This is a genomic window from Clostridioides mangenotii TR, from assembly GCF_000498755.1.
GTDB classification, from domain to species: domain Bacteria; phylum Bacillota; class Clostridia; order Peptostreptococcales; family Peptostreptococcaceae; genus Metaclostridioides; species Metaclostridioides mangenotii_A.
Genome location: NZ_AXUS01000017.1, coordinates 37263 through 60495, shown reverse-complemented (window position 1 = coordinate 60495; position 23233 = coordinate 37263). Strand labels below are relative to the sequence as shown.

General features: G+C 35.5%; 35 protein-coding genes. All 35 read right to left on the bottom strand.

Features of this window, described 5'->3' with window-relative positions; genetic code table 11:
* Positions 1–55 precede the first annotated feature (55 nt).
* Positions 56–679: a 30S ribosomal protein S4 gene (rpsD, locus tag T473_RS0110030; RefSeq protein WP_024621785.1), complete on the bottom strand. Its 624-nt coding sequence runs from the start codon at positions 677–679 to the stop codon at positions 56–58.
* A gap of 30 nt (positions 680–709) precedes the next feature.
* Positions 710–1108 (bottom strand): 30S ribosomal protein S11, encoded by a 399-nt coding sequence (rpsK, locus tag T473_RS0110025; protein WP_024621784.1) that lies wholly within the window; start codon positions 1106–1108, stop codon positions 710–712.
* 36 nt (positions 1109–1144) lie between these two features.
* Complete coding sequence (gene rpsM / locus T473_RS0110020; RefSeq protein ID WP_024621783.1) at positions 1145–1516, bottom strand: 30S ribosomal protein S13; 372 nt, start codon at positions 1514–1516, stop codon at positions 1145–1147.
* 150 nt (positions 1517–1666) lie between these two features.
* A complete protein-coding gene (rpmJ, locus tag T473_RS0110015; protein ID WP_024621782.1) occupies positions 1667–1780 on the bottom strand; it encodes a 50S ribosomal protein L36 in 114 nt (37 codons plus the stop codon).
* 37 nt (positions 1781–1817) lie between these two features.
* Positions 1818–2036 carry a translation initiation factor IF-1 gene (gene infA, locus T473_RS0110010; protein WP_024621781.1) on the bottom strand — a complete coding sequence of 73 codons (219 nt, stop codon included), beginning with the start codon at positions 2034–2036 and terminating at the stop codon, positions 1818–1820.
* A 35-nt stretch (positions 2037–2071) separates the two neighbouring features.
* Entirely contained in the window at positions 2072–2341 is a 270-nt protein-coding gene (locus T473_RS0110005) for a KOW domain-containing RNA-binding protein (protein ID WP_024621780.1), read from the bottom strand.
* A 20-nt stretch (positions 2342–2361) separates the two neighbouring features.
* Positions 2362–3108: a type I methionyl aminopeptidase gene (map, locus tag T473_RS0110000; protein ID WP_024621779.1), complete on the bottom strand. Its 747-nt coding sequence runs from the start codon at positions 3106–3108 to the stop codon at positions 2362–2364.
* Positions 3109–3759 (bottom strand): adenylate kinase, encoded by a 651-nt coding sequence (locus tag T473_RS0109995; protein WP_024621778.1) that lies wholly within the window; start codon positions 3757–3759, stop codon positions 3109–3111. It lies immediately after the preceding gene.
* 15 nt (positions 3760–3774) lie between these two features.
* Entirely contained in the window at positions 3775–5043 is a 1269-nt protein-coding gene (secY, locus tag T473_RS0109990) for a preprotein translocase subunit SecY (protein ID WP_024621777.1), read from the bottom strand.
* Between the two features lie 43 nt (positions 5044–5086).
* Positions 5087–5530 (bottom strand): 50S ribosomal protein L15, encoded by a 444-nt coding sequence (gene rplO, locus T473_RS0109985; protein WP_024621776.1) that lies wholly within the window; start codon positions 5528–5530, stop codon positions 5087–5089.
* Positions 5531–5561: 31 nt separating this feature from the next.
* Positions 5562–5747: a 50S ribosomal protein L30 gene (gene rpmD / locus T473_RS0109980; RefSeq protein WP_024621775.1), complete on the bottom strand. Its 186-nt coding sequence runs from the start codon at positions 5745–5747 to the stop codon at positions 5562–5564.
* A 12-nt stretch (positions 5748–5759) separates the two neighbouring features.
* Positions 5760–6269, bottom strand: coding sequence for a 30S ribosomal protein S5 (gene rpsE, locus T473_RS0109975; protein WP_024621774.1), 510 nt, complete (start codon positions 6267–6269; stop codon positions 5760–5762).
* A gap of 21 nt (positions 6270–6290) precedes the next feature.
* On the bottom strand, positions 6291–6659 hold the full coding sequence (rplR, locus tag T473_RS0109970; protein WP_024621773.1) for a 50S ribosomal protein L18: 369 nt from the start codon (positions 6657–6659) through the stop codon (positions 6291–6293).
* 35 nt (positions 6660–6694) lie between these two features.
* Entirely contained in the window at positions 6695–7237 is a 543-nt protein-coding gene (gene rplF / locus T473_RS0109965; protein ID WP_024621772.1) for a 50S ribosomal protein L6, read from the bottom strand.
* Positions 7238–7266: 29 nt separating this feature from the next.
* Complete coding sequence (gene rpsH, locus T473_RS0109960; RefSeq protein ID WP_024621771.1) at positions 7267–7665, bottom strand: 30S ribosomal protein S8; 399 nt, start codon at positions 7663–7665, stop codon at positions 7267–7269.
* Between the two features lie 31 nt (positions 7666–7696).
* Entirely contained in the window at positions 7697–7882 is a 186-nt protein-coding gene (locus tag T473_RS0109955; RefSeq protein ID WP_024621770.1) for a type Z 30S ribosomal protein S14, read from the bottom strand.
* Between the two features lie 17 nt (positions 7883–7899).
* Positions 7900–8442 carry a 50S ribosomal protein L5 gene (rplE, locus tag T473_RS0109950; RefSeq protein ID WP_024621769.1) on the bottom strand — a complete coding sequence of 181 codons (543 nt, stop codon included), beginning with the start codon at positions 8440–8442 and terminating at the stop codon, positions 7900–7902.
* Between the two features lie 25 nt (positions 8443–8467).
* Complete coding sequence (gene rplX / locus T473_RS0109945; RefSeq protein ID WP_024621768.1) at positions 8468–8773, bottom strand: 50S ribosomal protein L24; 306 nt, start codon at positions 8771–8773, stop codon at positions 8468–8470.
* A 23-nt stretch (positions 8774–8796) separates the two neighbouring features.
* On the bottom strand, positions 8797–9165 hold the full coding sequence (gene rplN / locus T473_RS0109940) for a 50S ribosomal protein L14 (protein ID WP_024621767.1): 369 nt from the start codon (positions 9163–9165) through the stop codon (positions 8797–8799).
* Between the two features lie 25 nt (positions 9166–9190).
* Positions 9191–9445 (bottom strand): 30S ribosomal protein S17, encoded by a 255-nt coding sequence (rpsQ, locus tag T473_RS0109935; RefSeq protein WP_024621766.1) that lies wholly within the window; start codon positions 9443–9445, stop codon positions 9191–9193.
* 22 nt (positions 9446–9467) lie between these two features.
* On the bottom strand, positions 9468–9671 hold the full coding sequence (rpmC, locus tag T473_RS0109930) for a 50S ribosomal protein L29 (protein ID WP_024621765.1): 204 nt from the start codon (positions 9669–9671) through the stop codon (positions 9468–9470).
* A 1-nt stretch (position 9672) separates the two neighbouring features.
* Entirely contained in the window at positions 9673–10104 is a 432-nt protein-coding gene (rplP, locus tag T473_RS0109925) for a 50S ribosomal protein L16 (RefSeq protein ID WP_024621764.1), read from the bottom strand.
* A 36-nt stretch (positions 10105–10140) separates the two neighbouring features.
* The gene (gene rpsC / locus T473_RS0109920) at positions 10141–10956 is read right to left on the bottom strand and encodes a 30S ribosomal protein S3 (RefSeq protein WP_024621763.1); all 816 of its coding nucleotides are present in this window, start codon (positions 10954–10956) and stop codon (positions 10141–10143) included.
* Between the two features lie 16 nt (positions 10957–10972).
* Entirely contained in the window at positions 10973–11347 is a 375-nt protein-coding gene (gene rplV, locus T473_RS0109915) for a 50S ribosomal protein L22 (RefSeq protein ID WP_038300474.1), read from the bottom strand.
* A gap of 33 nt (positions 11348–11380) precedes the next feature.
* The gene (rpsS, locus tag T473_RS0109910) at positions 11381–11662 is read right to left on the bottom strand and encodes a 30S ribosomal protein S19 (RefSeq protein ID WP_024621761.1); all 282 of its coding nucleotides are present in this window, start codon (positions 11660–11662) and stop codon (positions 11381–11383) included.
* 30 nt (positions 11663–11692) lie between these two features.
* Entirely contained in the window at positions 11693–12523 is an 831-nt protein-coding gene (rplB, locus tag T473_RS0109905) for a 50S ribosomal protein L2 (protein ID WP_024621760.1), read from the bottom strand.
* A 29-nt stretch (positions 12524–12552) separates the two neighbouring features.
* A complete protein-coding gene (gene rplW / locus T473_RS0109900) occupies positions 12553–12843 on the bottom strand; it encodes a 50S ribosomal protein L23 (RefSeq protein WP_024621759.1) in 291 nt (96 codons plus the stop codon).
* Entirely contained in the window at positions 12843–13466 is a 624-nt protein-coding gene (rplD, locus tag T473_RS0109895; RefSeq protein ID WP_024621758.1) for a 50S ribosomal protein L4, read from the bottom strand. Before rplD ends, rplW begins: the two co-directional genes overlap by 1 nt.
* A 28-nt stretch (positions 13467–13494) precedes the next feature.
* Positions 13495–14124 carry a 50S ribosomal protein L3 gene (rplC, locus tag T473_RS0109890; protein WP_024621757.1) on the bottom strand — a complete coding sequence of 210 codons (630 nt, stop codon included), beginning with the start codon at positions 14122–14124 and terminating at the stop codon, positions 13495–13497.
* Between the two features lie 96 nt (positions 14125–14220).
* Positions 14221–14532, bottom strand: a complete 312-nt coding sequence (gene rpsJ, locus T473_RS0109885) for a 30S ribosomal protein S10 (RefSeq protein ID WP_024621756.1) — start codon at positions 14530–14532, stop codon at positions 14221–14223.
* Between the two features lie 452 nt (positions 14533–14984).
* On the bottom strand, positions 14985–16178 hold the full coding sequence (tuf, locus tag T473_RS0109880) for an elongation factor Tu (RefSeq protein ID WP_024621755.1): 1194 nt from the start codon (positions 16176–16178) through the stop codon (positions 14985–14987).
* 102 nt (positions 16179–16280) lie between these two features.
* On the bottom strand, positions 16281–18353 hold the full coding sequence (gene fusA, locus T473_RS0109875; RefSeq protein WP_024621754.1) for an elongation factor G: 2073 nt from the start codon (positions 18351–18353) through the stop codon (positions 16281–16283).
* Between the two features lie 52 nt (positions 18354–18405).
* A complete protein-coding gene (rpsG, locus tag T473_RS0109870) occupies positions 18406–18876 on the bottom strand; it encodes a 30S ribosomal protein S7 (protein WP_024621753.1) in 471 nt (156 codons plus the stop codon).
* Positions 18877–19002: 126 nt separating this feature from the next.
* Positions 19003–19425, bottom strand: a complete 423-nt coding sequence (gene rpsL / locus T473_RS0109865; protein ID WP_024621752.1) for a 30S ribosomal protein S12 — start codon at positions 19423–19425, stop codon at positions 19003–19005.
* Positions 19426–19660: 235 nt separating this feature from the next.
* Complete coding sequence (gene rpoC, locus T473_RS0109860; protein WP_024621751.1) at positions 19661–23146, bottom strand: DNA-directed RNA polymerase subunit beta'; 3486 nt, start codon at positions 23144–23146, stop codon at positions 19661–19663.
* Positions 23147–23233: the final 87 nt, after the last annotated feature.

The following is a 23233-nucleotide window of genomic DNA, read 5'->3' as shown; positions in this document are numbered from 1 at the left end:
TTAGTAATCCACTGAGGGCAAACAAAATTTTAAAATAATATTTAATATATGTTAATTATTTAGAGTAAAGTTCTATGATTAGGTGTTCAGCGATTTCAAGATCTATATCTTCTCTGTCTGGAACACCAACTACTTTTGCAGTCATTCCTTCTACATCAGCCTCTAACCATTTTGGAGCCACTCTTGTGTTTCCTTCAACTAGTGCTTTAAATTTCTCTGAAGATCTAGATTTTTCTTTAACTGCTATAACATCTCCAACTTTAACTGATAATGAAGGTATATCTACCTTATGTCCGTTTAAAGTGAAATGAGCATGAGTTACTAATTGTCTAGCTTCTTTTCTTGATGAAGCAAGTCCCATTCTATAAACTGTATTATCTAATCTTTTCTCTAATAAGCTTAATAGGTTCTCCCCTGCTTTACCTTGCATGTTTTCTGCACGCTCATAAAGGTTTCTAAATTGAGTTTCTAAAACTCCATATATTCTCTTAACTTTTTGCTTTTCTCTCAACTGTAATCCATAGTTAGAAACTTTCTTTCTCCCTTGACCATGTTGTCCTGGGGCATAGTTTCTTTTAGCTATAGCACATTTGTCTGTATAACATCTGTCACCTTTAAGGAATAATTTCATTCCCTCTCTACGACACTGTCTACATGATGCACCTGTATATCTTGCCATTTATATTACACCTCCTATTATCTATATAAATTAAACTCTTCTTCTCTTTGGTGGTCTACATCCATTATGAGGAATTGGAGTAACGTCTTTTATCATTGTTACCTCTAGTCCTGTAGCTTGTAAAGCTCTTATTGCAGCTTCTCTTCCAGAACCTGGACCTTTAACGAATACTTCAACACTCTTTAAACCGTGTTCCATTGCAGCTTTAGCAGCAGTCTCTGCAGCCATTTGAGATGCGAATGGAGTTGATTTTCTTGAACCTTTGAACCCTAATTGTCCTGAACTAGCCCAAGATAAAGCGTTCCCGTGAACGTCTGTTAGAGTTATTATTGTGTTGTTAAAAGTAGATTGTATATGCGCATGACCGCGTTCTATGTTTTTACGTTCTTTTCTTCTAACACGTGTAACTTTCTTTTTTGGTTTAGCCATTTTACATTTTCCCTCCTTCATCCAGTTATTGTTTAATTATTTTTTCTTTTTACGAGATACTGTCTTCTTAGGACCTTTTCTAGTTCTAGCGTTAGTCTTAGTCTTTTGTCCTCTTAGCGGAAGACCTTTAGCGTGTCTTATACCTCTATAGCATTTGATATCTCTTAATCTCTTTATATTTAAAGCAATTTCTCTTCTTAAGTCACCTTCAACTAAGAAATCGTCATCAATTATTTTTCTTAAGCTATTAACTTCGTCTTCAGATAAATCTTTTATTCTCGAATCAGGATTTATTCCAGCCTTAGCTAATATTTCATTAGAAGTCGCTCTACCTATACCGTATATATAAGTTAAGCCAATTTCTGCTCTTTTTTCTCTAGGTAAATCTACCCCAGCTATTCTTGCCATTAATCGCACCTCCTACACTTAGTTTTTAAATGTTAAAATGTTTATCATATAATCTGAAATCATATTTTTTTAAACGCTTTAGCACCATTTCGCAAACATCACAATAAAATATTATACTATATGTTTTAACAAAATGCTAGAAACAATTTATTAACCTTGTCTTTGCTTATGCTTTGGATTTTCACAGATTACCATCACTTTACCATTTCTCTTTATTAATTTGCATTTTTCGCATATTGGTTTTACTGATGATCTTACTTTCATTATTTAATCCCTCCTTAGACTAATATCTAATAGTCTACTACTTCTTACGCCAAGTGATTCTTCCTCTTGTAAGGTCATATGGAGATAGTTCAACATTAACCTTATCGCCTTCAAGAATTCTTATAAAGTTCATTCTTAATTTCCCAGATAAATGACAAAGTACTTCGTGTCCATTCTCTAGTTTTACTTTAAACATAGCGTTAGGTAAATTTTCTACGACTGTACCTTCTAATTCTATAACATCTTTTTTGGCCATTAAATAACCAGACCTCCATTTCAATAAGTCAAACATTAGTTTAACTTAGTAAGTTCAGCTCTTAAAAAACAATCCGTTATTTCCTGATCAGATATTATTTTTCTATTAACCTCATCATTTATGAAGTTGTATTTTTTTAAGTGCTTTACTTTCTTTAGTTTAGGTTTGACAAGTTTTCTTTTTTTCCCATCAGCAATCAAAACATATTCATCATCGACTATCTTTACTATAAAAAATAATCTACCTTTGTCTCGCCCAGATGAAACTTTTACAACTTGACCTACACTTAAATCTTCTGATAGCACTATTTTCACCTACTTTTAAACTACAGCTTCGTTAATATTAAAGGTTCATCAGAAGTCAATGCTATCGTATGCTCATAGTGAGCTGATTTCTTTCCATCTACTGTTATAGTCGTCCACCCATCTGCTAGAGTCTTAACTTGGTAACGGCCGGCATTTACCATAGGCTCTATAGCTAAGACCATTCCTTCTTGAAGTCTTGGTCCTTTTCCTGGTGGTCCATAATTAGGAACTTGAGGATCCTCATGTAGGTCGGTTCCGACTCCGTGACCTACTAAATCCCTAACTAATGAATACCCATGCTTCTCAGCATGAACCTGAACAGCATGTGAAATATCGGATAATCTATAGCCAACTCTGGCAAATTTAATTCCTTCATAGAAGCTTTCTCGAGTTACTTCTATTAGTTTCCTATCTTCTTCAGATATCACTCCTACTCCGTGAGTCTTTGCAGAATCACCGTGATATCCTTTATAATAAGCTCCGATATCCAAACTTATAATGTCTCCATCTTTAAGTACTCGATTACCAGGAATACCATGCACAACCTCTTCATTTATAGATGCGCATATACTTCCTGAAAAACCTCCGTATCCTTTGAAAGACGGTGTAGCATTATATTTTTTTATATTTTCTTCAGCTATTTTATCTAACTCCATAGTTGTTATACCAGGAGCAACAGCCTGTCTAAGGACTTCATGAGTATCGGCGACAATCTTGCCAGCTTCTCTCATAAGCTCTATTTCTTGTTTTGATTTTATTATAATCATTTATTTTTCACTTCCTAAAGAATTAGAAATATCTTCAAATACTTTATCTATCGACTGATCGCCGTCTATAGAAGCTGCTACTCCTTGTTTAGAGTAATACTCTACTAGAGGCTTAGTTTCATCTAGATAAACTTGTATTCTTTTAGAAACAGTTTCTTCATTATCATCTGCTCTTTGATATAATTCTCCTTGGCATACATCACATACGCCATTCTCTTTAGGAGGATTGAACTCAACATGGAAAGTTGCACCACATGATTTACATATTCTTCTTCCCACTGCTCTAGAAACTAAAAGTTCTTTATCAACCTCTATGTTGATCACTTTTGAAAGCTCTAAACCAGTTTGTTTTAAGAAATCATCTAGTTGTTCAGCTTGTGCTAGATTTCTTGGAAATCCATCTAACATAAACCCAGCTTTACAATCATCTTGAGATATTCTGTCTGTCACCAAACCTACAGTCAACTCATCCGGAACTAATAATCCTTGATCCATAAACTCTTTAGCTTTTGTTCCAAGTGGAGTTCCTTCTTTGATATTCATTCTGAATATGTCTCCTGTTGATATATGAGGTAGATTGTAATTCTCTACTATTTTAGCCGCCTGAGTCCCTTTTCCAGCACCAGGAGGTCCAAGTAATATTATTCTCATTTACCCATCTCCAATTTATTTAAGAAAACCTTGGTAACTTCTCATAACTAAATTTGATTCAAGTTGTCTCTTAAGCTCTAAGGCAACCCCAACAACTATTAGTAATGATGTACCTGCTAAACTCATATTAATTTGCATATAATGTGTCATAAACGCAGGAACCATAGCTACTAAAGCTAAAAATGTTGCACCAGCCAAAGTTATTCTTGATAATATTCTGTTTAAATAATCTATTGTTGGTTGTCCTGGTCTTATTCCAGGGATGAAACCACCATTATTTTTCATATTCTTTGAAATATCTTCTGTATTAAATGATACAGCAGTATAGAAATATGAGAAGAAAACTATCAGTAAAACTTCAAGAGATCTAGTAATCCAAAAACCTGGTTCAGTAGCTGTAGTCATATATTGGTTAACAAAAGCTTGAGCCTTTGGACCAGCAAACAACGCTATTGTCTGAGGGAATGCTAAAAGCGAACTGGCAAAGATTATCGGAATAACCCCTGATTGGTTTACTTTCATAGGTATGTGAGAACTTTGTCCTCCATACATTTTTCTTCCTACTACTCTCTTAGCATACTGTACGGGTATTTTTCTAGTTGACTCTTGTATAAATGTTACAGCCAACATTGTGATTAAAACAACCACAACTAGGATTAAAGTCATCCATAATGCTATTTGACCAGATTTAATCTGACCAGTTATAGATATAATATCGACTGGAACTCTAGATATAATACCTACGAATATGATTAATGAACTTCCATTTCCTAAGCCCTTTTCAGTTATCTTATCACCAATCCACATAAGTAACATACTGGCTGAAATAAGTGTTATTATTACAGTTACTATAAAGAATAGACTATCTGTAACTAACGCTTTTTTAACTATACCAAGTGTTATACCTATCGCTTGTAAAGTGGCAAGAGCTAGAGCTATATACTTAGTGTATTTACCTATTTTTTTCTTACCTTCTTCTCCTGATTTTTGAAGCTCTGCTAAGTTCTCAAAACCTATTGTCAGAAGTTGAATTATGATAGATGCCGTAATGTATGGACTTATACCAAGAGCGAATAACGTAAAGTTACTGAATGCTCCACCTGTAAACATATTATACAGAGAAAGCAGATTATTACCGCTAACCATCTGTTGTATAATTTTTGTGTTGATTCCTGGGACTGGTATAGTTGCACCTATTCTAAAAACAAGTATCATCAGAAATGTAAATATTATCTTATTTCTTAACTCTTTGATTTTAAAAGCTTGTTTTATATTTGACAGCACACCTAATCACCTCGCCTGTGCCAGCTGGTAAATAAGCAGGTTATTAAACTAACTCTGCTTTACCGCCAGCCTTTTCTATTTTTTCTTGAGCTGATGCTGTAAATTTAGCTGCCTTAATAGTTAAAGCTTTCTCTAAATTACCTTCACCTAAAATCTTTATACCATCTTTTTCTATCTTCTTGATAGTTTTAGTAGATTTTAAAAGCTCGGCTGTTACTTCTGTTCCGTTCTCAAATTTATTTAAAACATCAACGTTTATTTCGTTGTATTGTTTTTTAAATATATTAGTGAACCCTCTCTTAGGTATTCTTCTTGCTAGTGGCATTTGACCACCTTCGAATCCTACTCTAACTCCACCGCCAGAACGAGAGTTTTGACCTTTTTGTCCACGACCTGAAGTCTTCCCTTGACCAGTTGCAGTACCTCTACCTAATCTTTTCTTAGCTTTCACTGCACCTTCAGCAGGTTTTAACTCATGTAGTTTCATGGATTACACCTCCTTACATTAATTTAAAAAATTATTCAGCTATTTCAGTTACTTCTAATAAGTGACTTACTTTATTTATCATTCCTCTTATTTGAGGGCTATCTTCTTTTATAACTACTTGCTCTCTTTTTCTAAGACCAAGTGCTTCAACGTTTTTTCTTTGTTTCTGATTAGTTCCTATAACGCTTTTAGCTAATTTTATCTGTAATTTAGACATTGTATTACCTCCTTACCCTAGAAGTTCTTCAACTGATTTACCTCTAAGTTTCGCGATATCTTCAGCTGTTTTAAGAGACTTTAGACCTTCTATAGTAGCATTAACCATGTTTCTAGGGTTATTAGTACCTAGTGATTTTGCTCTAACATCTTTAAGTCCAGCCAACTCAAGTACGGCTCTAGCAGGTCCCCCAGCTATTGTACCTGTACCCTCTTTAGCAGGCATTATAAGTATCTTACCAGCTCCGAAGTGTCCGTGAACTTCGTGAGGAATTGTAGTTCCAACCATTGGTACTACTATAAGGTTTTTCTTAGCGTCTTCAACCGCTTTTTTTATAGCATCTGGTACTTCCATTGCTTTTCCAGCACCGATACCAACGTGTCCGTTTTCGTCACCAACAACTACTAACGCTGCGAATCTAAAGTTTCTACCACCTTTAACAACTTTAGTAACACGTCTTATTTCAACAACTCTCTCTTGTAATTCAAGTTGAGATACATCTATAAGTTTACGACGTTGCATGTATTTTTCCCTCCTTCTTTATTAGAACTTAAGACCAGCTTCTCTAGCACCTTCAGCTAATTCTTGTACTCTACCGTGATATATATATCCACCTCTGTCAAATACTACATCAGTGATTCCTTTTTCTATTGCTTTCTTTGCAACTGCTTCTCCAACCTTTTTAGCAGCTTCTTTGTTACCTGCATAATTAACAGCACCTTTAACATCCGCGTCTAAAGATGATGCTGATACTACAGTAACTCTGTTAGTATCGTCAATTATTTGAGCGTATATATTTTTAGAACTTCTGAATACACATAATCTTGGTCTAGCTGTAGTTCCAGAAACTTTCTTACGAACTCTCTTATGTCTTTGAAGTCTATTTTCGTTCTTATTAATCTTTTTTATCATCAGGCCCACTCCTTTCTAACGTTTAAAGTCCGGTATTACTTCTTACCAGTTTTACCCTCTTTACGTCTGATTACTTCATTATCGTATTTTATACCTTTACCTTTATATGGCTCAGGCTTTCTCCAAGCTCTAATCTTAGCAGAGTAGTTTCCTACTAATTGCTTATCCATACCTTTAACTATTAACTCAGTTTGGTTTGGAACCTCAACAGTGATTCCTTCTGGATCTTCCATTTCTACTGGATGAGAGTATCCTAAGTTCATAACAAGTTTCTTTCCTTGTTTTTGAGCTCTGTATCCAACACCCTTAAGTATTAATTTCTTTTCATAACCAGTACTTACACCAACAACCATATTGTTGATTAACGTTCTAGTTAATCCATGTAAAGATTTATGTTTTTTATTCTCAGTTGGTCTTTCAACCACGATAATATTATCTTCTTTTTTAACGTTCATTTCATCGCTTAATTTTTGAACTAAGCTTCCTTTAGGTCCCTTAACAGTAACTAAATTTCCTTCAGCTATTGTAACTTCAACTCCTGCTGGGATTTCTATTGGCTTTAAACCTATTCTAGACATGGTCGCACCTCCTTACATCGTTATATTAATTACCAAACGTAGCAGACTACTTCTCCACCAACATTTTCTTTTCTAGCTTGCTTGTCAGTTAATATCCCTTTTGAAGTAGATATAACTGATATTCCTAATCCGTTTAATACTTTTGGGATCTCATTATTACCAGCGTAAACTCTCATACCAGGCTTAGATATTTTCTTAAGTCCTTGTATAACTCTCTCGCCCTCTTGCCCGTATTTTAATTGGATTCTTATTATTCCTTGCTTACCATCTTCTATAACATCATAACCTCTAATGAATCCTTCTTCTAATAAGATTCTAGCGATTTCTTTCTTCATATTAGAGGCAGGAACATCAACAGTTTCATGCTTAACCATATTAGCGTTTCTTACACGAGTCAGCATATCTGCTATCGGATCTGTCATTGTCATATTGTAACCCTCCTTCCATTATAATCGAACTCTACCAGCTTGCTTTTCTTACGCCAGGTATTTCGCCTTTGTAAGCTAATTCTCTAAAGCATATACGGCATATACCGAACTTTTTAAGTACTGCATGTGGTCTTCCGCATATACTACATCTAGTATACTCTCTAGTTGAGTACTTTTGTTTTCTTTGTTGTTTAACAACCATTGCTTTTCTAGCCATTGGAATCCCTCCTTTACCTACTTAGAAAATGGCATTCCTAATAATTTTAATAACTCACGAGCTTCTTCATCTGTTTTAGCTGTAGTAACAAATATTATATCCATTCCTCTAACTTTGTCTATCTTATCGTACTCTATCTCAGGGAATATTAACTGTTCCTTTATACCTAAAGCATAGTTTCCTCTACCGTCGAATGAATTAGGGTTAACTCCTCTGAAGTCTCTAACTCTTGGTAATGAAACAGATACTAACTTATCCATGAAGTAGTTCATCTTGTCTGCTCTTAAAGTAACTTTTGATCCTATTGGCATCTCTTCTCTAAGTTTAAAGTTTGCAACTGATTTTCTAGCTTTTGTTATAACTGGCTTTTGTCCTGTTATTAACTGTAGCTCTTCAACAGCTTTCTCTAATCCTTTTGGATTTTCTCTAGCATCGCCTATACCCATATTTAATACTATTTTATCTAATTTAGGTATTTCCATTACATTTTTGTATCCAAATTTCTCCATTAAAGCAGGAGCAACTTCTTTATTGTATTTTTCTTGTAATCTAGAAGCCATTTAAGGTCCCTCCTTTCAAGCTATATTATATTTCTTTTCCGCTCTTAACTGATACTCTTACTTTTTTACCATCCTTAACTTCGTGTTTAACTCTTGTACCTTTTCCAGTTTCAGAGTCAAATGGCATTACGTTAGATATATGAATTGGAGCTTCTTTATTTATTATTCCACCTTGTTGATTAGTAGCGCTTGGCTTTTGATGTTTAGTTATTACGTTTACGCCTTCTACTAAAACTTTATCGTTTTTAACGTCTATGTTTAAAACTAAACCTTTTTTGCCTTTATCTTTTCCTGCTATAACAACAACTGTATCACCTTTTTTAACACGCATCATGTCCTATTGCACCTCCTTAATTATAGTACTTCCGGAGCAAGAGAAACTATTTTCATAAATTCATTGTCTCTTAACTCTCTAGCAACAGGCCCGAATATACGAGTCCCTACTGGAGTCTTGTCATCTTTTATTATAACTGCTGCATTCTCGTCGAATGAAATGTAGCTTCCATCATTACGTCTTACGCCTGATTTTGTTCTAACTATAACAGCTCTAACAACCTTACCTTTTTTTACAACTCCACCGGGTGTTGCACTTTTAACACTTGCAACAATTACGTCGCCTATATTAGCATATTTTCTCTTAGTTCCACCTAAAACACGTATACACAATATTTCTTTTGCACCTGAGTTATCAGCTACTCTTAGACGTGATTCTTGTTGTATCATATCGTAATCCCTCCTTCTTCAAAAACTATTTAACCTTCTCTACAACTTCAACTAATCTAAATCTCTTATCTTTAGATAAAGGTCTAGTTTCCATTATTCTTACTCTATCTCCGATGTTACATATATTCTTCTCATCATGTGCTTTAAACTTTTTAGTTCTCTTAACACGTTTATTGTATAATGGATGACGTACGAAGTCTTCTACAGCAACAACTATAGTTTTATCCATTTTATCACTAACAACACGGCCTACTCTAACTTTTCTACTATTTCTTTCCATGTTTAAAAGCCTCCTTTCCAATTTAAGCTCTAGTTTCGTTTAACTTTCTTTCAGCAAGAACAGTCTTTACTTTTGCTATATCTTTCTTAACAAACTTTATTCTAGATGTGTTCTCTAATTGACCAGTAGCTAATTGGAATCTTAAGCTAAATAGTTCGCTTTTGAAGTCGTCTAATTTACTTAGAAGCTCTTCACTTGTTAAATCTCTTAGTTCTTTAGCTTTCATCCTATTCACCACCCTTTACTTCTAAATCTTCTTTTTTAACGAATTTACATTTTATTGGTAACTTGTGCATAGCAAGTCTCATAGCCTCTCTAGCTTTGTCCTCTGGTACACCTGCTAATTCAAACATTACTCTTCCTGGCTTAACTACAGCTACCCAATACTCTGGTGAACCTTTACCGGCACCCATACGAGTCTCTGCAGGTTTTCTTGTTACTGGTTTGTGAGGGAATATCTTTATCCAAACCTTACCCCCTCTTTTTATATATCTAGTCATCGCTATTCTGGCTGCTTCTATTTGGTTAGAAGTTATCCATGAAGCTTCTAAAGCAACTAAACCATACTCACCGTAACTAACTGTGTTACCTTTTTGAGCTTTACCTGCTAAGCTTCCTCTATGAACTCTACGACGCTTTACTCTTTTTGGCATTAACATGAGTATCTTTCCTCCTTCCTCGAACCTTACTTATTATTAGTTTCCTTTGTTTTCAGTTCTTTGTCCTTGAGGTCTTGATCCTTGAGGTCTTTGTCCTTGAGGTTTTTGTCCTCTGTAGTTACCTCTATCATTTCCTCTAGTGTTTCTTTTATTATCTCTTCTGTCGTTTCTTCTGTTGTCTTTTCTTTCTTCTTTAACTCTAGGGTTAAATCCGTCTTTGCTTGGTAATATTTCACCGTGACATATCCAAACTTTTACACCGATTTTTCCGTAAGTTGTGTTAGCTTCAGCAAAACCATAGTCTATGTCAGCTCTTAAAGTATGCAGTGGCACATTTCCTTCACTGTATCCTTCAGTTCTGGCCATCTCAGCTCCACCAACTCTTCCTGAAGTAGATATTTTTATACCTTTTGCTCCAGATTTCATTGCTCTTTGTATAGCTTGTTTCATCGCTCTTCTGAAGGCTACCCTTCTTTCTATAGCTAATGCAACATTCTCAGCAACTAATTGTGCATTTTTGTCTGTATTTCTAACTTCGATTATGTTAACTATAATAGTTTTCTTAGTCATTTTTTCAAGTTCAGCTTTTAGTGCCTCTATTCCAGCTCCAGCTTTTCCTATAACTACACCAGGCTTAGCAACGTGTAAATCCATTTTGATTTTGTTAGCTGATCTTTCTATTTCTATTTTCGCAACTCCAGATGAATATAATCTCTTCTTTAAGAATTTACGTATGTTGTGGTCTTCTAATAACAAGCTTCCGAACTCTTTGCTATCATTCGCGAACCATCTTGAATCCCAATCTTTAATTACACCGACTCTCAGTCCGTGTGGATTAACCTTTTGACCCATTTACTATCCCTCCTATCTACTTATTATTCTTTTCCTTAACAACTACCTCTATATGAGAAGTTCTTTTTCTAATTGTAGTAGCACGACCCATAGCTCTAGGCATGAATCTCTTCATAGTTGGTCCTTGGTTTGCAACTATTGATGCTATATATAAATTATCCACGTCCATTTCGTGGTTGTTTTCTGCATTAGCCTTTGCTGATTTAACAGCTTTAGCTAATATTGTAGCAGCTTTTCTTGGAGTATACTTTAATATCGCTAAAGCTTCGTTTACGTCTTTCCCTCTTACAAGCTCACATACTTCACCAGCTTTTCTAGCAGTTACTCGTACGTATTTCGCAGTAGCTATTGCTTTTTTTTCTACTTCCACTTCTACTTGCTTTTTAGCCATTTTTGAATTCCTCCTTTCTCAAATCTAACTTAATTATTTTCTTTTATTAGACTTTTCGTCGTCTTTATGTCCTCTGAAAGTTCTTGTAGACACGAACTCGCCTAACTTATGTCCAACCATATCCTCAGTTACGAAAACTGGAATGTGTTTTCTTCCATCGTGAACAGCAATTGTATGCTCAACCATTTGTGGGAATATTGTTGAAGATCTTGACCAAGTCTTGATAACTTCTTTGTTACCGCTAGCGTTCATGTTTTCTATTTTTTTTAGAAGTCTCGCATGGACAAAAGGTCCTTTTTTAGTTGATCTTGACATTTAAAGTCCTCCTTTCCGGTAAAAATATTATTACTTCGTTCTTCCTGATACGATTAACTTATTAGAAGCTTTATTTTTCTTTCTAGTTTTGTATCCAAGAGCTGGTTTACCCCATGGAGTAACAGGAGACGGTCTACCTATTGGAGATCTACCTTCCCCTCCACCGTGTGGATGGTCGTTAGGATTCATTACAGATCCTCTTACTGTAGGTCTGATACCCATATGTCTTTTTCTACCGGCTTTACCGATTACTTCGTTTCCGTGTTCAGTATTTCCAACTTGTCCTATAGTAGCTTTACATTCAACACTTACGTATCTCATTTCACCTGATGGTAATCTAAGAAGTGCTTTTTTACCTTCTTTAGCCATGAACTGTGCAGAAACTCCTGCAGATCTAACTAATTGGGCACCTTTACCAGGTTTTAACTCTATATTGTGAACAACAGTACCAACTGGTAGGTCTTTGAATGCTAAACAGTTTCCTGGTTTAATATCCGCACCTTGCCCTGATAATAATGTGTCTCCAACTTTTATTCCAACTGGAGCTAGTATATATCTCTTTTCACCATCTGAGTAGTTTAAAAGTGCTATATTAGCTGTTCTGTTTGGATCGTATTCTATAGTGGATACCTTAGCAGGTATTCCATCTTTATTTCTTTTAAAATCTATTATTCTGTATTTTCTCTTTTGTCCTCCACCTCTGTGACGGATAGTTATCTTTCCGTGAGCATTTCTACCAGAATTCTTTTTTAGCGAAACTAAAAGAGATTTCTCTGGTTGATTAGTTGTTATGTCATCAGAAATTACAACTGTCATCTGTCTTAAGGCAGGAGAAGTAGGTCTAAACTTTTTAATAGCCATATGATTTCCCTCCTTTTTTTACTAGGATATTACATTCCTTGGAAAAACTCTATTTCTTTGCTCTCTGCAGCTAACTTAACAACTGCCTTCTTGAATCCTGTTGTTCTTCCTTCTGTTTTACCCATTCTTTTCATTTTTCCATCGTAGTTAAGTGTATTTACTTTATCAACGTCAACTCCGAATATTTTTTCTACTGCTTTTTTTATTTCAGTTTTGTTTGCAGTCTTTGCAACAACAAAAGTATATTTCTTTTCGCCCATCTCTTCCATACTTCTTTCAGTAACGACAGGTTTTATAACTATATCATGTGGATTAGTCATTATGCGTACACCTCCTCCACTTTTTTAACTGCATCTGTAGTGATTATAAATGAATCATACTTTAATATATCATAAACATTTAGTGTATTTACTAAACTAGTTTGAACACCCTCTATATTTCTAGCTGATTTTATAACATTTTCGTTTTTCTCAGCTGTTACAACTAAAGCTTTTCTGTTAGCGTTTATATTTTTTAATATTTGCGCGAACTCTTTAGTTTTTGGAGCGTCCATGTTTAATTGATCAAGTATTATTATTTCGCTATTTTGAACTTTAGTTGTTAAAGCACTCTTCATAGCTAATCTTCTTACCTTCTTAGGTAAAGTGTATCTGTAACTTCTTGGCTTAGGTGCAAAAGCAACTCCTCCACCTACCCATTGTACAGATCTAGTAGAACCTTGTCTTGCTCTACCTGTTCCTTTTTGTCTCCAAGGTTTTCTTCCTCCGCCTCTAACTTCTGATCTTGTCTTAGCTGATTGGTTACCTTGTCTCTTGTTTGCTAATTGATTTTTTACAACTTCGTATAATATATGCTCATTAACTTCTACATTAAATATAGTATCAGTTAATTCTATTTCTCCAACGTTTTGCCCAGCAACATTAAGTACGTTTAATTTTGGCATTGTTATTCCTCCTTTCTCTTTGAGTCAATTAATTAGAGCTTTTTATAGCTGTTTTTATAGTTACTACTGAACCTTTTGGTCCTGGTATAGCACCCTTAACTAAGATTAAATTCTTGTCAGCGTCTACTCTTACAAGCTCTAAGTTTTGGATTGTTACTCTAACACTACCCATGTGTCCAGCAAGTTTTTTGTTTTTAAATACTCTACCTGGATAAGAAGCCGCTCCCATAGATCCTGGTCTTCTGTGATATCTAGAACCATGTGATTCAGGACCTCTACTTTGACCATGTCTCTTTATTGGGCCTTGGAACCCTTTACCTTTAGATATACCACATACGTCTACTTTTATTCCTTCTTCTAACACATCAGCTTTAAGCTCTTGACCTACTTCAAATCCATCAACTGAATCTACTCTGAATTCTTTTAGGTGTTTCTTTAAAGTATTAGCAGCAGCTAAGTGACCTTTTTGTGGTTTGTTTAAAGATTTCTCTTTAGCTTCTTGATAACCAACTTGTATAGCGTTATAACCATCTTTATCAACTGTTTTGATTTGTGTTACAACTACTGGTCCTGCTTCTATAGCAGTTACTGGTATTACAACTCCACCCTCAGTGAATACTTGTGTCATACCTATTTTTTTCCCTAATATTCCATTCATATTAGCACCTCCTATAATTCTTACAGCGGATTACTTATAAGTAATCATTCTAAGATTATTACCTTATAGGATAATATCTTAGGTGTCTTTCGTGTCTTACAGTTTTATTTCTATATCAACACCTGCTGGTAAATCCAATCTCATTAATGAATCTACAGTTTTTGGTGTTGGGTTAGCAATGTCTATTAATCTCTTGTGAGTTCTAATTTCAAATTGCTCTCTAGAGTCTTTGTACTTATGCACAGCTCTTAGTATTGTAATAATTTGTTTCTCTGTTGGTAGTGGCACAGGTCCTGAAACTTGTGAACCAGCTTTTTTAACAGTATCTACTATTTTGCCAGCTGAAAAATCTAATAATTTGTGATCATATGACTTTAGCTTTATTCTTATTTGTTCCTTCTTAGCCATTTTCTTTTCCCTCCTTCTTCGATTGTTTGTTTCCGTCTCGAGCAATTTTCCCCGATAAACTGATCCGGGTGTGTTGTAATTTCTTAAACACAATTTTTAAATTGCATCTTACCGGTGCTGCTTAACATATTGCCTCTTTTTAGCATACCATTATATTTTAAACGAAAACCGACAATATTACAACCTTTTTTTAATCTTTTTTTAAATAATTATAATCGAGTAACGAACTCGACTTTATCCGTTTTAAACACTAAATAAGTATAAACGTTTTAAAGATTATTGTCAACAATTTTTAAATCCTAGGTTCTAGTTTTACCAGCTACATATATAAAATAAAAAGGGATCGAACTAACAAGCAAATTACATTACTTCCAAGTCCAACCCCCTCTATATTATATACTTAGTTGTATATTGTTTTAGTTTAATTGGATAATTAATTATTTAAAATTAAATTATTCCATTATAGAAACAACAACTCCTGAAGCAACTGTTCTTCCACCTTCTCTTATCGCGAATCTTTGTCCTTCTTCTACCGCGATTGAGTTGATTAAGTCTACTTCCATTGTTACGTTATCTCCAGGCATTACCATTTCTATTCCATCTGGTAATTTACAAGCACCTGTTACGTCAGTTGTTCTTAAGTAAAATTGTGGTCTGTATCCATCGAAGAATGGAGTATGTCTTCCACCCTCTTCTTTTTTAAGAACGTATACTTCTGCTGTGAATTTAGTGTGAGCTTTTACAGAACCAGCTTTACAAAGAACTTGTCCTCTTTCTATCTCATCTCTTTGGATTCCTCTTAAAAGAGCTCCTATGTTATCTCCAGCTTGAGCTTGGTCTAGTAATTTTCTAAACATCTCTACTCCAGTTACAATTAACTTTCTTGGAGCTTCTGAAAGACCTACTAGATCTACTTCGTCTTGAACTTTAAGTATTCCTCTCTCAACTCTACCTGTAGCAACTGTACCTCTACCTGTTATAGAGAATACGTCCTCAACTGGCATTAAGAAATCTTTGTCTATATCTCTTTCTGGAGATGGTATATACTCATCTATTTGCTCGAATAAGTCAACTATTTTGTCTCCCCACTCGCTATCTGGATCTTCAAGAGCCATTAAAGCTGATCCTTTAACTATCGGAGTATCATCTCCTGGGAAGTCATACTCTGATAATAGATCTCTAACTTCCATTTCAACTAACTCTAATAATTCTTCGTCGTCTACCATGTCGCATTTGTTTAAGAATACAACGATGTATGGTACACCAACTTGTCTTGAAAGTACTATATGCTCTCTTGTTTGAGGCATTGGTCCATCAGTTGCAGAAACAACTAATATAGCACCGTCCATTTGTGCTGCTCCTGTGATCATGTTTTTAACGTAGTCAGCATGTCCTGGGCAGTCAACGTGAGCGTAGTGTCTGTTTGGAGTTTCATACTCAACGTGAGTTGTAGATATTGTGATTCCTCTTTCTCTTTCTTCTGGAGCTTTATCTATATTAGCGAAGTCTACTGCTTCTCCTAATTGATATCTAGCATGTAATGTTTTAGTTATAGCTGCAGTTAAAGTAGTTTTACCGTGGTCAACGTGACCTATAGTTCCTATATTAACGTGCGGCTTAGTTCTTTCGTATTTAGCTTTAGCCATTTTTACTTTCCTCCCTTTATTTACATGCTAGGTGATTTTGACCACCTAGCCATTGTTTTTAGATTTTTATCTATATTTTATATTAAAAATTTAATAACTTTATTATCCTTGTCTTCCTTCAGCTATTTTCTTAGCTACAGAAGATGGAACTTGCTCATAATGGTCGAATATCATAGTATATGTCGCACGACCTTGAGTTGCAGATCTAAGATCTGTAGAGTATCCAAACATTTCTGAAAGTGGAACGAATGCGTTTATAACTTGAGCACCGCTTCTAGCTTCCATTCCTTGGATTAATCCTCTTCTTGAGTTTAAGTCACCCATAACGTCTCCCATGTAATCCTCTGGAGTAACAACTTCAACCTTGAAGTAAGGCTCAAGAAGTACTGAATTACCTTTCTTAAGAGCATCTTTGAATGCCATAGAACCTGCCATTTTAAAGGCCATCTCTGAAGAGTCAACCTCATGGTAAGATCCGTCGTATAGTTCAACACCAATATCTACAACTGGATATCCTGCTATAACACCTGCGTGCATTGCTCCTTGGATACCTTGATCAACTGGTCCAACATACTCTTTAGGCACAGATCCTCCAACAGTTTTGTTTTCGAATTTGTATCCTTCACCTGGCTCAAGTGGATTAACTCTGATCTTAACGTGTCCGTATTGACCTCTACCACCTGATTGTTTAGAGTACTTATGCTCAACATCAACTGGCTGAGTAATAGTTTCTCTATAGGCAACTTGTGGATCACCAACATTGGCTTCAACTTTGAATTCTCTAAGAAGTCTATCAACGATAACCTCTAGGTGAAGCTCACCCATACCACCGATTATAGTTTGTCCTGTTTCCTTATCACTTCTAACTCTGAAAGTTGGATCCTCTTCAGCAAGCTTTTGAAGAGCAACACCCATTTTTTCTTGAGCAGCTTTTGATTTAGGCTCTATGGCAACATCTATAACTGGTTCAGGGAATTCCATTGATTCTAGTATTATTGGCGCAGAAGCATCACATAAAGAGTCACCTGTTGTAGTATCTTTAAGACCAACAGCAGCTGCTATATCTCCCGCAAATACTTTTGTTATTTCTTCTCTAGTGTTCGCATGCATTTGTAATATACGACCTATTCTTTCTCTTTTGTTTTTAGTTGAGTTAAGAACATAAGATCCAGAATCTAGAGTTCCAGAGTAAACTCTGAAGAATGCTAATTTACCTACGAATGGGTCAGTCATTATTTTGAACGCAAGAGCTGAAAATGGCTCTTCATCAGAAGAATGTCTTTCTGCTTCTTCTCCATCTGGTAATATACCTTTTATAGAAGCTATATCAGTTGGAGCTGGTAAATAAGCTAAAACAGCATCTATAAGTAACTGAACACCTTTATTTCTGTAAGCAGTCCCACAGAAAACAGGATTCATTTCACAAGCTATCGTAGCTTTTCTTATTGCAACATTTAATTCATCATTAGTGATTTCTTCACCTTCAAGGTATTTAAGCATTAAGTCTTCATCAGTCTCAGCAGTAGCTTCAACTAATTTTTCTCTATACTCAGCTGCCATATCTTTTAAGTCTTCAGGTATCTCAGTTATTTCCATATCAACACCTAAATCGTCTTTGTATATAACTGCGTTCATTTCTATTAAATCAACAATACCTGTAAAGTAATCCTCTTTACCTATTGGTAATTGTAGTGGAACAGCATTTGATGCTAATCTATCCTTCATCATGCTTACAACATTTAGGAAGTCCGCACCTGTTCTATCCATTTTATTTACAAACGCTATTCTTGGTACTCCGTAAGTTTCTGCTTGTCTCCATACGTTCTCAGATTGAGGTTCAACCCCACTCTTAGCACAGAATACTGCAACTGCACCATCAAGAACTCTAAGAGATCTTTCAACCTCAACTGTAAAGTCCACGTGTCCTGGAGTATCTATAACATTTATTCTATGGTCTTTCCATGTAGCAGTAGTAGCGGCAGAAGTAATTGTTATACCTCTCTCCTTCTCTTGCTCCATCCAGTCCATTTGAGAAGCCCCTTCATGAGTCTCCCCTATTTTATGAGTTTGCCCAGTATAAAACAGGATTCTTTCAGTAGTCGTTGTTTTACCTGCATCTATATGAGCCATGATTCCTATGTTCCTTGTTCTCTCCAAAGGAAATTTTCTTTCCATGGTCCTTCCTCCTTATGATATCCTTAATCGATTTATAAGATATCCGTATATGCTACCATCTGTAATGTGCAAACGCTCTGTTAGCATCTGCCATTTTATGAGTATCTTCTTTCTTCTTAACAGAAGCTCCAGTGTTGTTAGCTGCATCCATTACTTCTTTAGCAAGCTTTTCAACCATGCCTCTTTCTCCACGATCTCTTGTGTATTTTACTAACCATCTTAAACCTAAAGTTTGTCTTCTTTCAGGTCTAACCTCGATTGGCACTTGATAGTTAGCTCCACCAACTCTTCTAGCTTTTACTTCTAGAACTGGCATTATATTTTCCATAGCTGCTTCAAATACTTCTAGAGCATCCTCTCCTGTACTATCTGCTACTATTGCGAAAGCGTCATAAACTATCTTTTGAGCTTTCCCTCTTTTTCCATCTATCATTAAGTTATTTATTAACTTAGTAACTACCGTACTTCCATACATTGGATCTGGTAAAACATCTCTTTTTGGAACATTACCTTTTCTTGGCATTCTGCTTCCCTCCTTAAATATTAAATATTAAATCATAGGTACTCGATATGCACTGACATACCGTGATGCCATAAATATATTTCTCTATATTTAAAGCACCTAAACTATAATTAATTTAAACAGTTATTATTTCTTTGCTTCTTTAGGTCTTTTCGCACCATATTTTGATCTAGACTGCATTCTTTTTTCTACACCAGCAGTATCAAGAGTTCCTCTTAATATATGGTATCTAACCCCTGGAAGGTCTTTAACTCTTCCTCCCCTTATAAGAACAACACTATGTTCTTGTAGGTTATGTCCTTCTCCTGGTATATAAGCTGAAACCTCTATACCATTAGTAAGTCTAACTCTGGCAACTTTTCTTAACGCTGAGTTAGGTTTTTTAGGAGTAACTGTTTTTACTGATGTACAAACTCCTCTTTTTTGTGGAGCTTTTATTTCTGTAGCTCTCTTATCAAGTGAGTTATATCCTCTTTGTAGTGCTGGAGAGTCTGATTTTTTCTCTATAGCTTTTCTACTCTTACGGATTAACTGGTTAATTGTTGGCATTAATCTGCACCTCCTTCTTTTAATTTTCGATCTAATAACAGATCGCCAACCGGTTCAAAGCTTAGACACATTTACTGAGTCTAACATAGTTTGATGCTTTTAGCTTTAAATAATATTGTAGCATTTAAAAGCCACTAAGAACCCCGTAGGATCCTTAGTGTACTCTTAATTACACACTTAAACATTTTATCATCAGGATAAATGATTGTCAAGATTTCTTTTAAACAGGCTTTTCTTAGGCTTCTACCTTTTCTACTGCTATATTTTTGTATTTCTTCATACCTGTTCCAGCTGGTATAAGTTTTCCTAATATAACATTCTCTTTAAGTCCGATTAAGTTATCTTCTTTACCCTTTATAGCAGCTTCTGTTAATACTCTAGTTGTCTCTTGGAATGATGCCGCTGATAAGAATGAATCCGTAGCAAGTGATGCTTTTGTTATTCCAAGAAGTACTCTTGCAGCATTAGCAGGTCTTAAACCCTTAGCTTCAGCTTCTTCATTGCACTTATTGAATACCAATACATCTTCATATCCTCCTGGAAGTAAATCTGTATCTCCAGGATCTTCAACTTTAACTTTTGATAACATCTGTCTAACTATTACTTCTATATGCTTATCGTTTATATCAACACCTTGAAGTCTATAAACTCTCTGCACTTCTTTAACTATATATTCTTGAACTCCTATGATTCCGTTAACTCTTACTATATCGTGAGGGTTAATCGAACCTTGAATCAACGGCTCTCCTGCTTTAAGCATTTGACCGTGTTTAACTCTAAGTCTCGTACCATAAGGAATTGCATATACTTCTTTTTCACCTTCACTAGGTATTATTGTTACTTCTTTTTTCTTGTCGGAGTCGTTTATTTCTACTCTACCTGCAATTTCAGTTATTACAGCGAGACTCTTTGGTTTTCTGGCTTCAAATAACTCTTCAACCCTTGGAAGACCTTGAGTTATATCTCCACCGGCAACCCCACCAGTATGGAATGTACGCATTGTAAGCTGTGTACCTGGCTCACCAATTGATTGGGCAGCTATGATTCCAACCGCTTCACCAATGTGAACTTCTTTACCAGTAGCCAAGTTTTTACCGTAACACTTAGAACAAACCCCATGGTTAGTTCTACAGTTAAGAACTGTTCTGATGTGTACCAATTCGATTCCAGCGTCAATTATTTTGTCAGCTTCATCTTCTGTTATTCTAGTATCGGCTTCTACTATAACTTCATCAGTTTCCGGATGAACTATAGCATCAACTACATATCTTCCTACTATTCTATCGTAAAGTTCTTCTATAACTTCGTTTCCATCTTTAATAGCTAGTATCTCTGTAGTATCTGTTGTACCACATTCGATTTCTCTAACTATAACGTCCTGGCTGACATCAACAAGTCTTCTTGTTAAGTATCCAGACTCAGCAGTACGAAGCGCTGTATCAGAAAGTCCTTTTCTGGCACCGTGAGAAGATGTAAAGTACTCAAGTACTGATAAACCTTCACGGAAGTTTGATTTAACTGGGATCTCCATAGTCTTACCTGAAGCATTGGCCATAAGTCCACGCATACCTGCAAGCTGTCTTATCTGGTTTTTAGACCCTCTGGCTCCTGAATGCGCCATTATATATAAGTTATTCAATCTGCTAAGTCCATCCATTAGAGCGTCAGTTACCTTTTCAGTAGTTTCTGTCCAAGTCTCTATAACTCTTTCATATCTCTCTTCATCAGATATAAGACCTCTTCTGAATGCCTTTTCATATTTATCAACTTTCTTTTCTGCTTCTTGTATATAGATTTCCTTTTCTTTCGGAACATCCATATCAGATACGGCAACTGTTATACCTGCTATTGTAGAATACTTAAATCCTAGAGCTTTAATGTAGTCTAGAAGTTCAGCAGTTACAGTATTTCCATGTTTTATAAAGCATTTATTTATTATTTTACCTAGAGATTTCTTGTCAACTAGGAAATCAACTTCAAGCCCATTAGGGTCTTTTTCTCTATCAACAAATCCTAAGTCTTGAGGTACGCCTTCATTGAATATAAATCTACCTACAGTACTTTCGATAATGCAACTTGTTCCATCTTCATAAACTTTTCTCATCTTAACAAGAGCGTGAAGATCTGCAGCTTTATTGAAGTACGCAAGTAACAACTCATTGAAGTCTTTAAATACCATACCGGTTCCTCTTACACCGTCTTGAGCTTCTATTGTTAAATAGTAACTTCCAAGAACCATATCCTGAGATGGAGTAGTTATAGGTGTACCGTCTTTAGGAGCAAGTATATTGTTTACAGAAAGCATTAAGAATCTAGCCTCTGCTTGTGCCTCCACTGATAACGGAACGTGAACGGCCATTTGGTCGCCGTCGAAGTCAGCATTGTAAGCCGTACATACAAGTGGATGTAGTTTTATAGCTTTACCTTCAACTAGAATAGGCTCAAATGCTTGGATACCTAGTCTGTGTAGTGTCGGCGCACGGTTTAGAAGTACCGGATGACTCTTGATTACGTCTTCTAATACGTCCCAAACTTCAGGCTTAACTTTTTCTACTATTGATTTTGCACTCTTAATGTTGTGCGCATGACCTTCTTTAACTAATTTATCCATTACAAACGGCTTAAATAGTTCTAGTGCCATTTTCTTAGGAAGACCACATTGGTAGAATTTAAGCTCTGGTCCAACAACGATAACTGAACGTCCTGAGTAGTCAACACGCTTACCAAGTAAGTTTTGACGGAAACGTCCTTGCTTACCTTTAAGCATATCTGATAAAGACTTAAGTGGTCTATTACCAGGTCCAGTTACTGGTCTACCTCTTCTACCATTGTCTATAAGAGCATCTACTGCCTCTTGAAGCATTCTCTTTTCATTTCTTACGATGATGTCAGGGGCTCCAAGTTCTAGTAATCTCTTCAATCTATTATTTCTATTTATAACTCTTCTATACAAGTCATTTAGATCCGAAGTCGCAAATCTTCCACCATCAAGTTGAACCATAGGTCTTAAATCTGGTGGTATTACAGGAATTGCATCAAGTATCATCCACTCTGGCTTATTTCCAGATTTTTTAAACGCCTCTACAACTTCCAGTCTTCTTATAGTTCTGATTCTTTTTTGTCCTGTACTATCTTTAAGATCTGCTCTTAAATCTTTACTCTGTTGATCTAGATCAATAGCCTTTAGTAATGATTTTACAGCCTCAGCACCCATTCCAACTTCAAATGTGTTACCGTACTTTTCTAGAGCATCTCTGTATTCTTTTTCAGTTAGTAACTGTTTTGCATTAAGCCCAGTTTCTCCTGGATTTACAACTACATACGATGCAAAATAAAGAATTTTTTCTAGGAACCTAGGAGACATATCAAGTAAAAGTCCCATTCTACTTGGTATACCTTTAAAATACCATATATGTGACATTGGAGCAGCTAGCTCTATATGTCCCATTCTCTCTCTTCTTACTTTAGATTTGGTTACTTCAACACCACATCTATCACAAACCACACCTTTGTATCTTACTCTTCTGTATTTACCACAGTGGCACTCCCAGTCTTTTTGAGGGCCAAATATTCTTTCACAGAATAGACCATCTTTTTCTGGTTTTAAAGTACGGTAGTTTATAGTTTCTGGTTTTTTTACTTCTCCTCTAGACCATTGTCTTATTTTCTCCGGAGAAGCTAAAGCTATTTTTATCGACTCAAAATTGTTTAATTCAAACAAGGAGTTCTCTCCCTTCTATTTGATTTTTTCGAAGCATGTATAGCGGAAATTGCACTTACAAAAGCACAATTTCCTATGTGCTATAAA

Excerpts from the sequence above, each read along its gene's own strand:
- rpsD (WP_024621785.1), bottom strand. The coding sequence starts at position 679 with ATGGCAAGATATACAGGTGCATCATGTAGACAGTGTCGTAGAGAGGGA.
- rpsK (WP_024621784.1), bottom strand. The coding sequence starts at position 1,108 with ATGGCTAAACCAAAAAAGAAAGTTACACGTGTTAGAAGAAAAGAACGT.
- rpsM (WP_024621783.1), bottom strand. The coding sequence starts at position 1,516 with ATGGCAAGAATAGCTGGGGTAGATTTACCTAGAGAAAAAAGAGCAGAA.
- rpmJ (WP_024621782.1), bottom strand. The coding sequence starts at position 1,780 with ATGAAAGTAAGATCATCAGTAAAACCAATATGCGAAAAATGCAAATTA.
- infA (WP_024621781.1), bottom strand. The coding sequence starts at position 2,036 with ATGGCCAAAAAAGATGTTATAGAATTAGAAGGTACAGTCGTAGAAAAT.
- map (WP_024621779.1), bottom strand. The coding sequence starts at position 3,108 with ATGATTATAATAAAATCAAAACAAGAAATAGAGCTTATGAGAGAAGCT.
- T473_RS0109995 (WP_024621778.1), bottom strand. The coding sequence starts at position 3,759 with ATGAGAATAATATTACTTGGACCTCCTGGTGCTGGAAAAGGGACTCAG.
- rplO (WP_024621776.1), bottom strand. The coding sequence starts at position 5,530 with ATGAAACTACATGAGTTAAAACCTGCTGAAGGTGCAGTGAAAGCTAAG.
- rpmD (WP_024621775.1), bottom strand. The coding sequence starts at position 5,747 with ATGTCTAAATTACAGATAAAATTAGCTAAAAGCGTTATAGGAACTAAT.
- rpsE (WP_024621774.1), bottom strand. The coding sequence starts at position 6,269 with ATGCAACGTCGTAAACTTATAGATGTATCTCAACTTGAATTACAAGAG.
- rplR (WP_024621773.1), bottom strand. The coding sequence starts at position 6,659 with ATGATAAAAAAGATTAATAAGAACGAAAATAGACTTCAAAGACATAAG.
- rplF (WP_024621772.1), bottom strand. The coding sequence starts at position 7,237 with ATGTCTAGAATAGGTTTAAAGCCAATAGAAATCCCAGCAGGAGTTGAA.
- rpsH (WP_024621771.1), bottom strand. The coding sequence starts at position 7,665 with ATGACAATGACAGATCCGATAGCAGATATGCTGACTCGTGTAAGAAAC.
- T473_RS0109955 (WP_024621770.1), bottom strand. The coding sequence starts at position 7,882 with ATGGCTAGAAAAGCAATGGTTGTTAAACAACAAAGAAAACAAAAGTAC.
- rplE (WP_024621769.1), bottom strand. The coding sequence starts at position 8,442 with ATGGCTTCTAGATTACAAGAAAAATACAATAAAGAAGTTGCTCCTGCT.
- rplX (WP_024621768.1), bottom strand. The coding sequence starts at position 8,773 with ATGCGTGTTAAAAAAGGTGATACAGTTGTTGTTATAGCAGGAAAAGAT.
- rplN (WP_024621767.1), bottom strand. The coding sequence starts at position 9,165 with ATGATACAACAAGAATCACGTCTAAGAGTAGCTGATAACTCAGGTGCA.
- rpsQ (WP_024621766.1), bottom strand. The coding sequence starts at position 9,445 with ATGGAAAGAAATAGTAGAAAAGTTAGAGTAGGCCGTGTTGTTAGTGAT.
- rpmC (WP_024621765.1), bottom strand. The coding sequence starts at position 9,671 with ATGAAAGCTAAAGAACTAAGAGATTTAACAAGTGAAGAGCTTCTAAGT.
- rplP (WP_024621764.1), bottom strand. The coding sequence starts at position 10,104 with ATGTTAATGCCAAAAAGAGTAAAGCGTCGTAGAGTTCATAGAGGAAGC.
- rpsC (WP_024621763.1), bottom strand. The coding sequence starts at position 10,956 with ATGGGTCAAAAGGTTAATCCACACGGACTGAGAGTCGGTGTAATTAAA.
- rplV (WP_038300474.1), bottom strand. The coding sequence starts at position 11,347 with ATGGCTAAAAAGCAAGTAGAAGTGGAAGTAGAAAAAAAAGCAATAGCT.
- rpsS (WP_024621761.1), bottom strand. The coding sequence starts at position 11,662 with ATGTCAAGATCAACTAAAAAAGGACCTTTTGTCCATGCGAGACTTCTA.
- rplB (WP_024621760.1), bottom strand. The coding sequence starts at position 12,523 with ATGGCTATTAAAAAGTTTAGACCTACTTCTCCTGCCTTAAGACAGATG.
- rplW (WP_024621759.1), bottom strand. The coding sequence starts at position 12,843 with ATGACTAATCCACATGATATAGTTATAAAACCTGTCGTTACTGAAAGA.
- rplD (WP_024621758.1), bottom strand. The coding sequence starts at position 13,466 with ATGCCAAAATTAAACGTACTTAATGTTGCTGGGCAAAACGTTGGAGAA.
- rplC (WP_024621757.1), bottom strand. The coding sequence starts at position 14,124 with ATGAATGGAATATTAGGGAAAAAAATAGGTATGACACAAGTATTCACT.
- rpsJ (WP_024621756.1), bottom strand. The coding sequence starts at position 14,532 with ATGGCTAAGAAGGAACAAATAAGAATAAAGCTAAAGTCATATGATCAC.
- tuf (WP_024621755.1), bottom strand. The coding sequence starts at position 16,178 with ATGGCTAAAGCTAAATACGAAAGAACTAAGCCGCACGTTAATATAGGA.
- fusA (WP_024621754.1), bottom strand. The coding sequence starts at position 18,353 with ATGGAAAGAAAATTTCCTTTGGAGAGAACAAGGAACATAGGAATCATG.
- rpsG (WP_024621753.1), bottom strand. The coding sequence starts at position 18,876 with ATGCCAAGAAAAGGTAATGTTCCAAAAAGAGATGTTTTACCAGATCCA.
- rpsL (WP_024621752.1), bottom strand. The coding sequence starts at position 19,425 with ATGCCAACAATTAACCAGTTAATCCGTAAGAGTAGAAAAGCTATAGAG.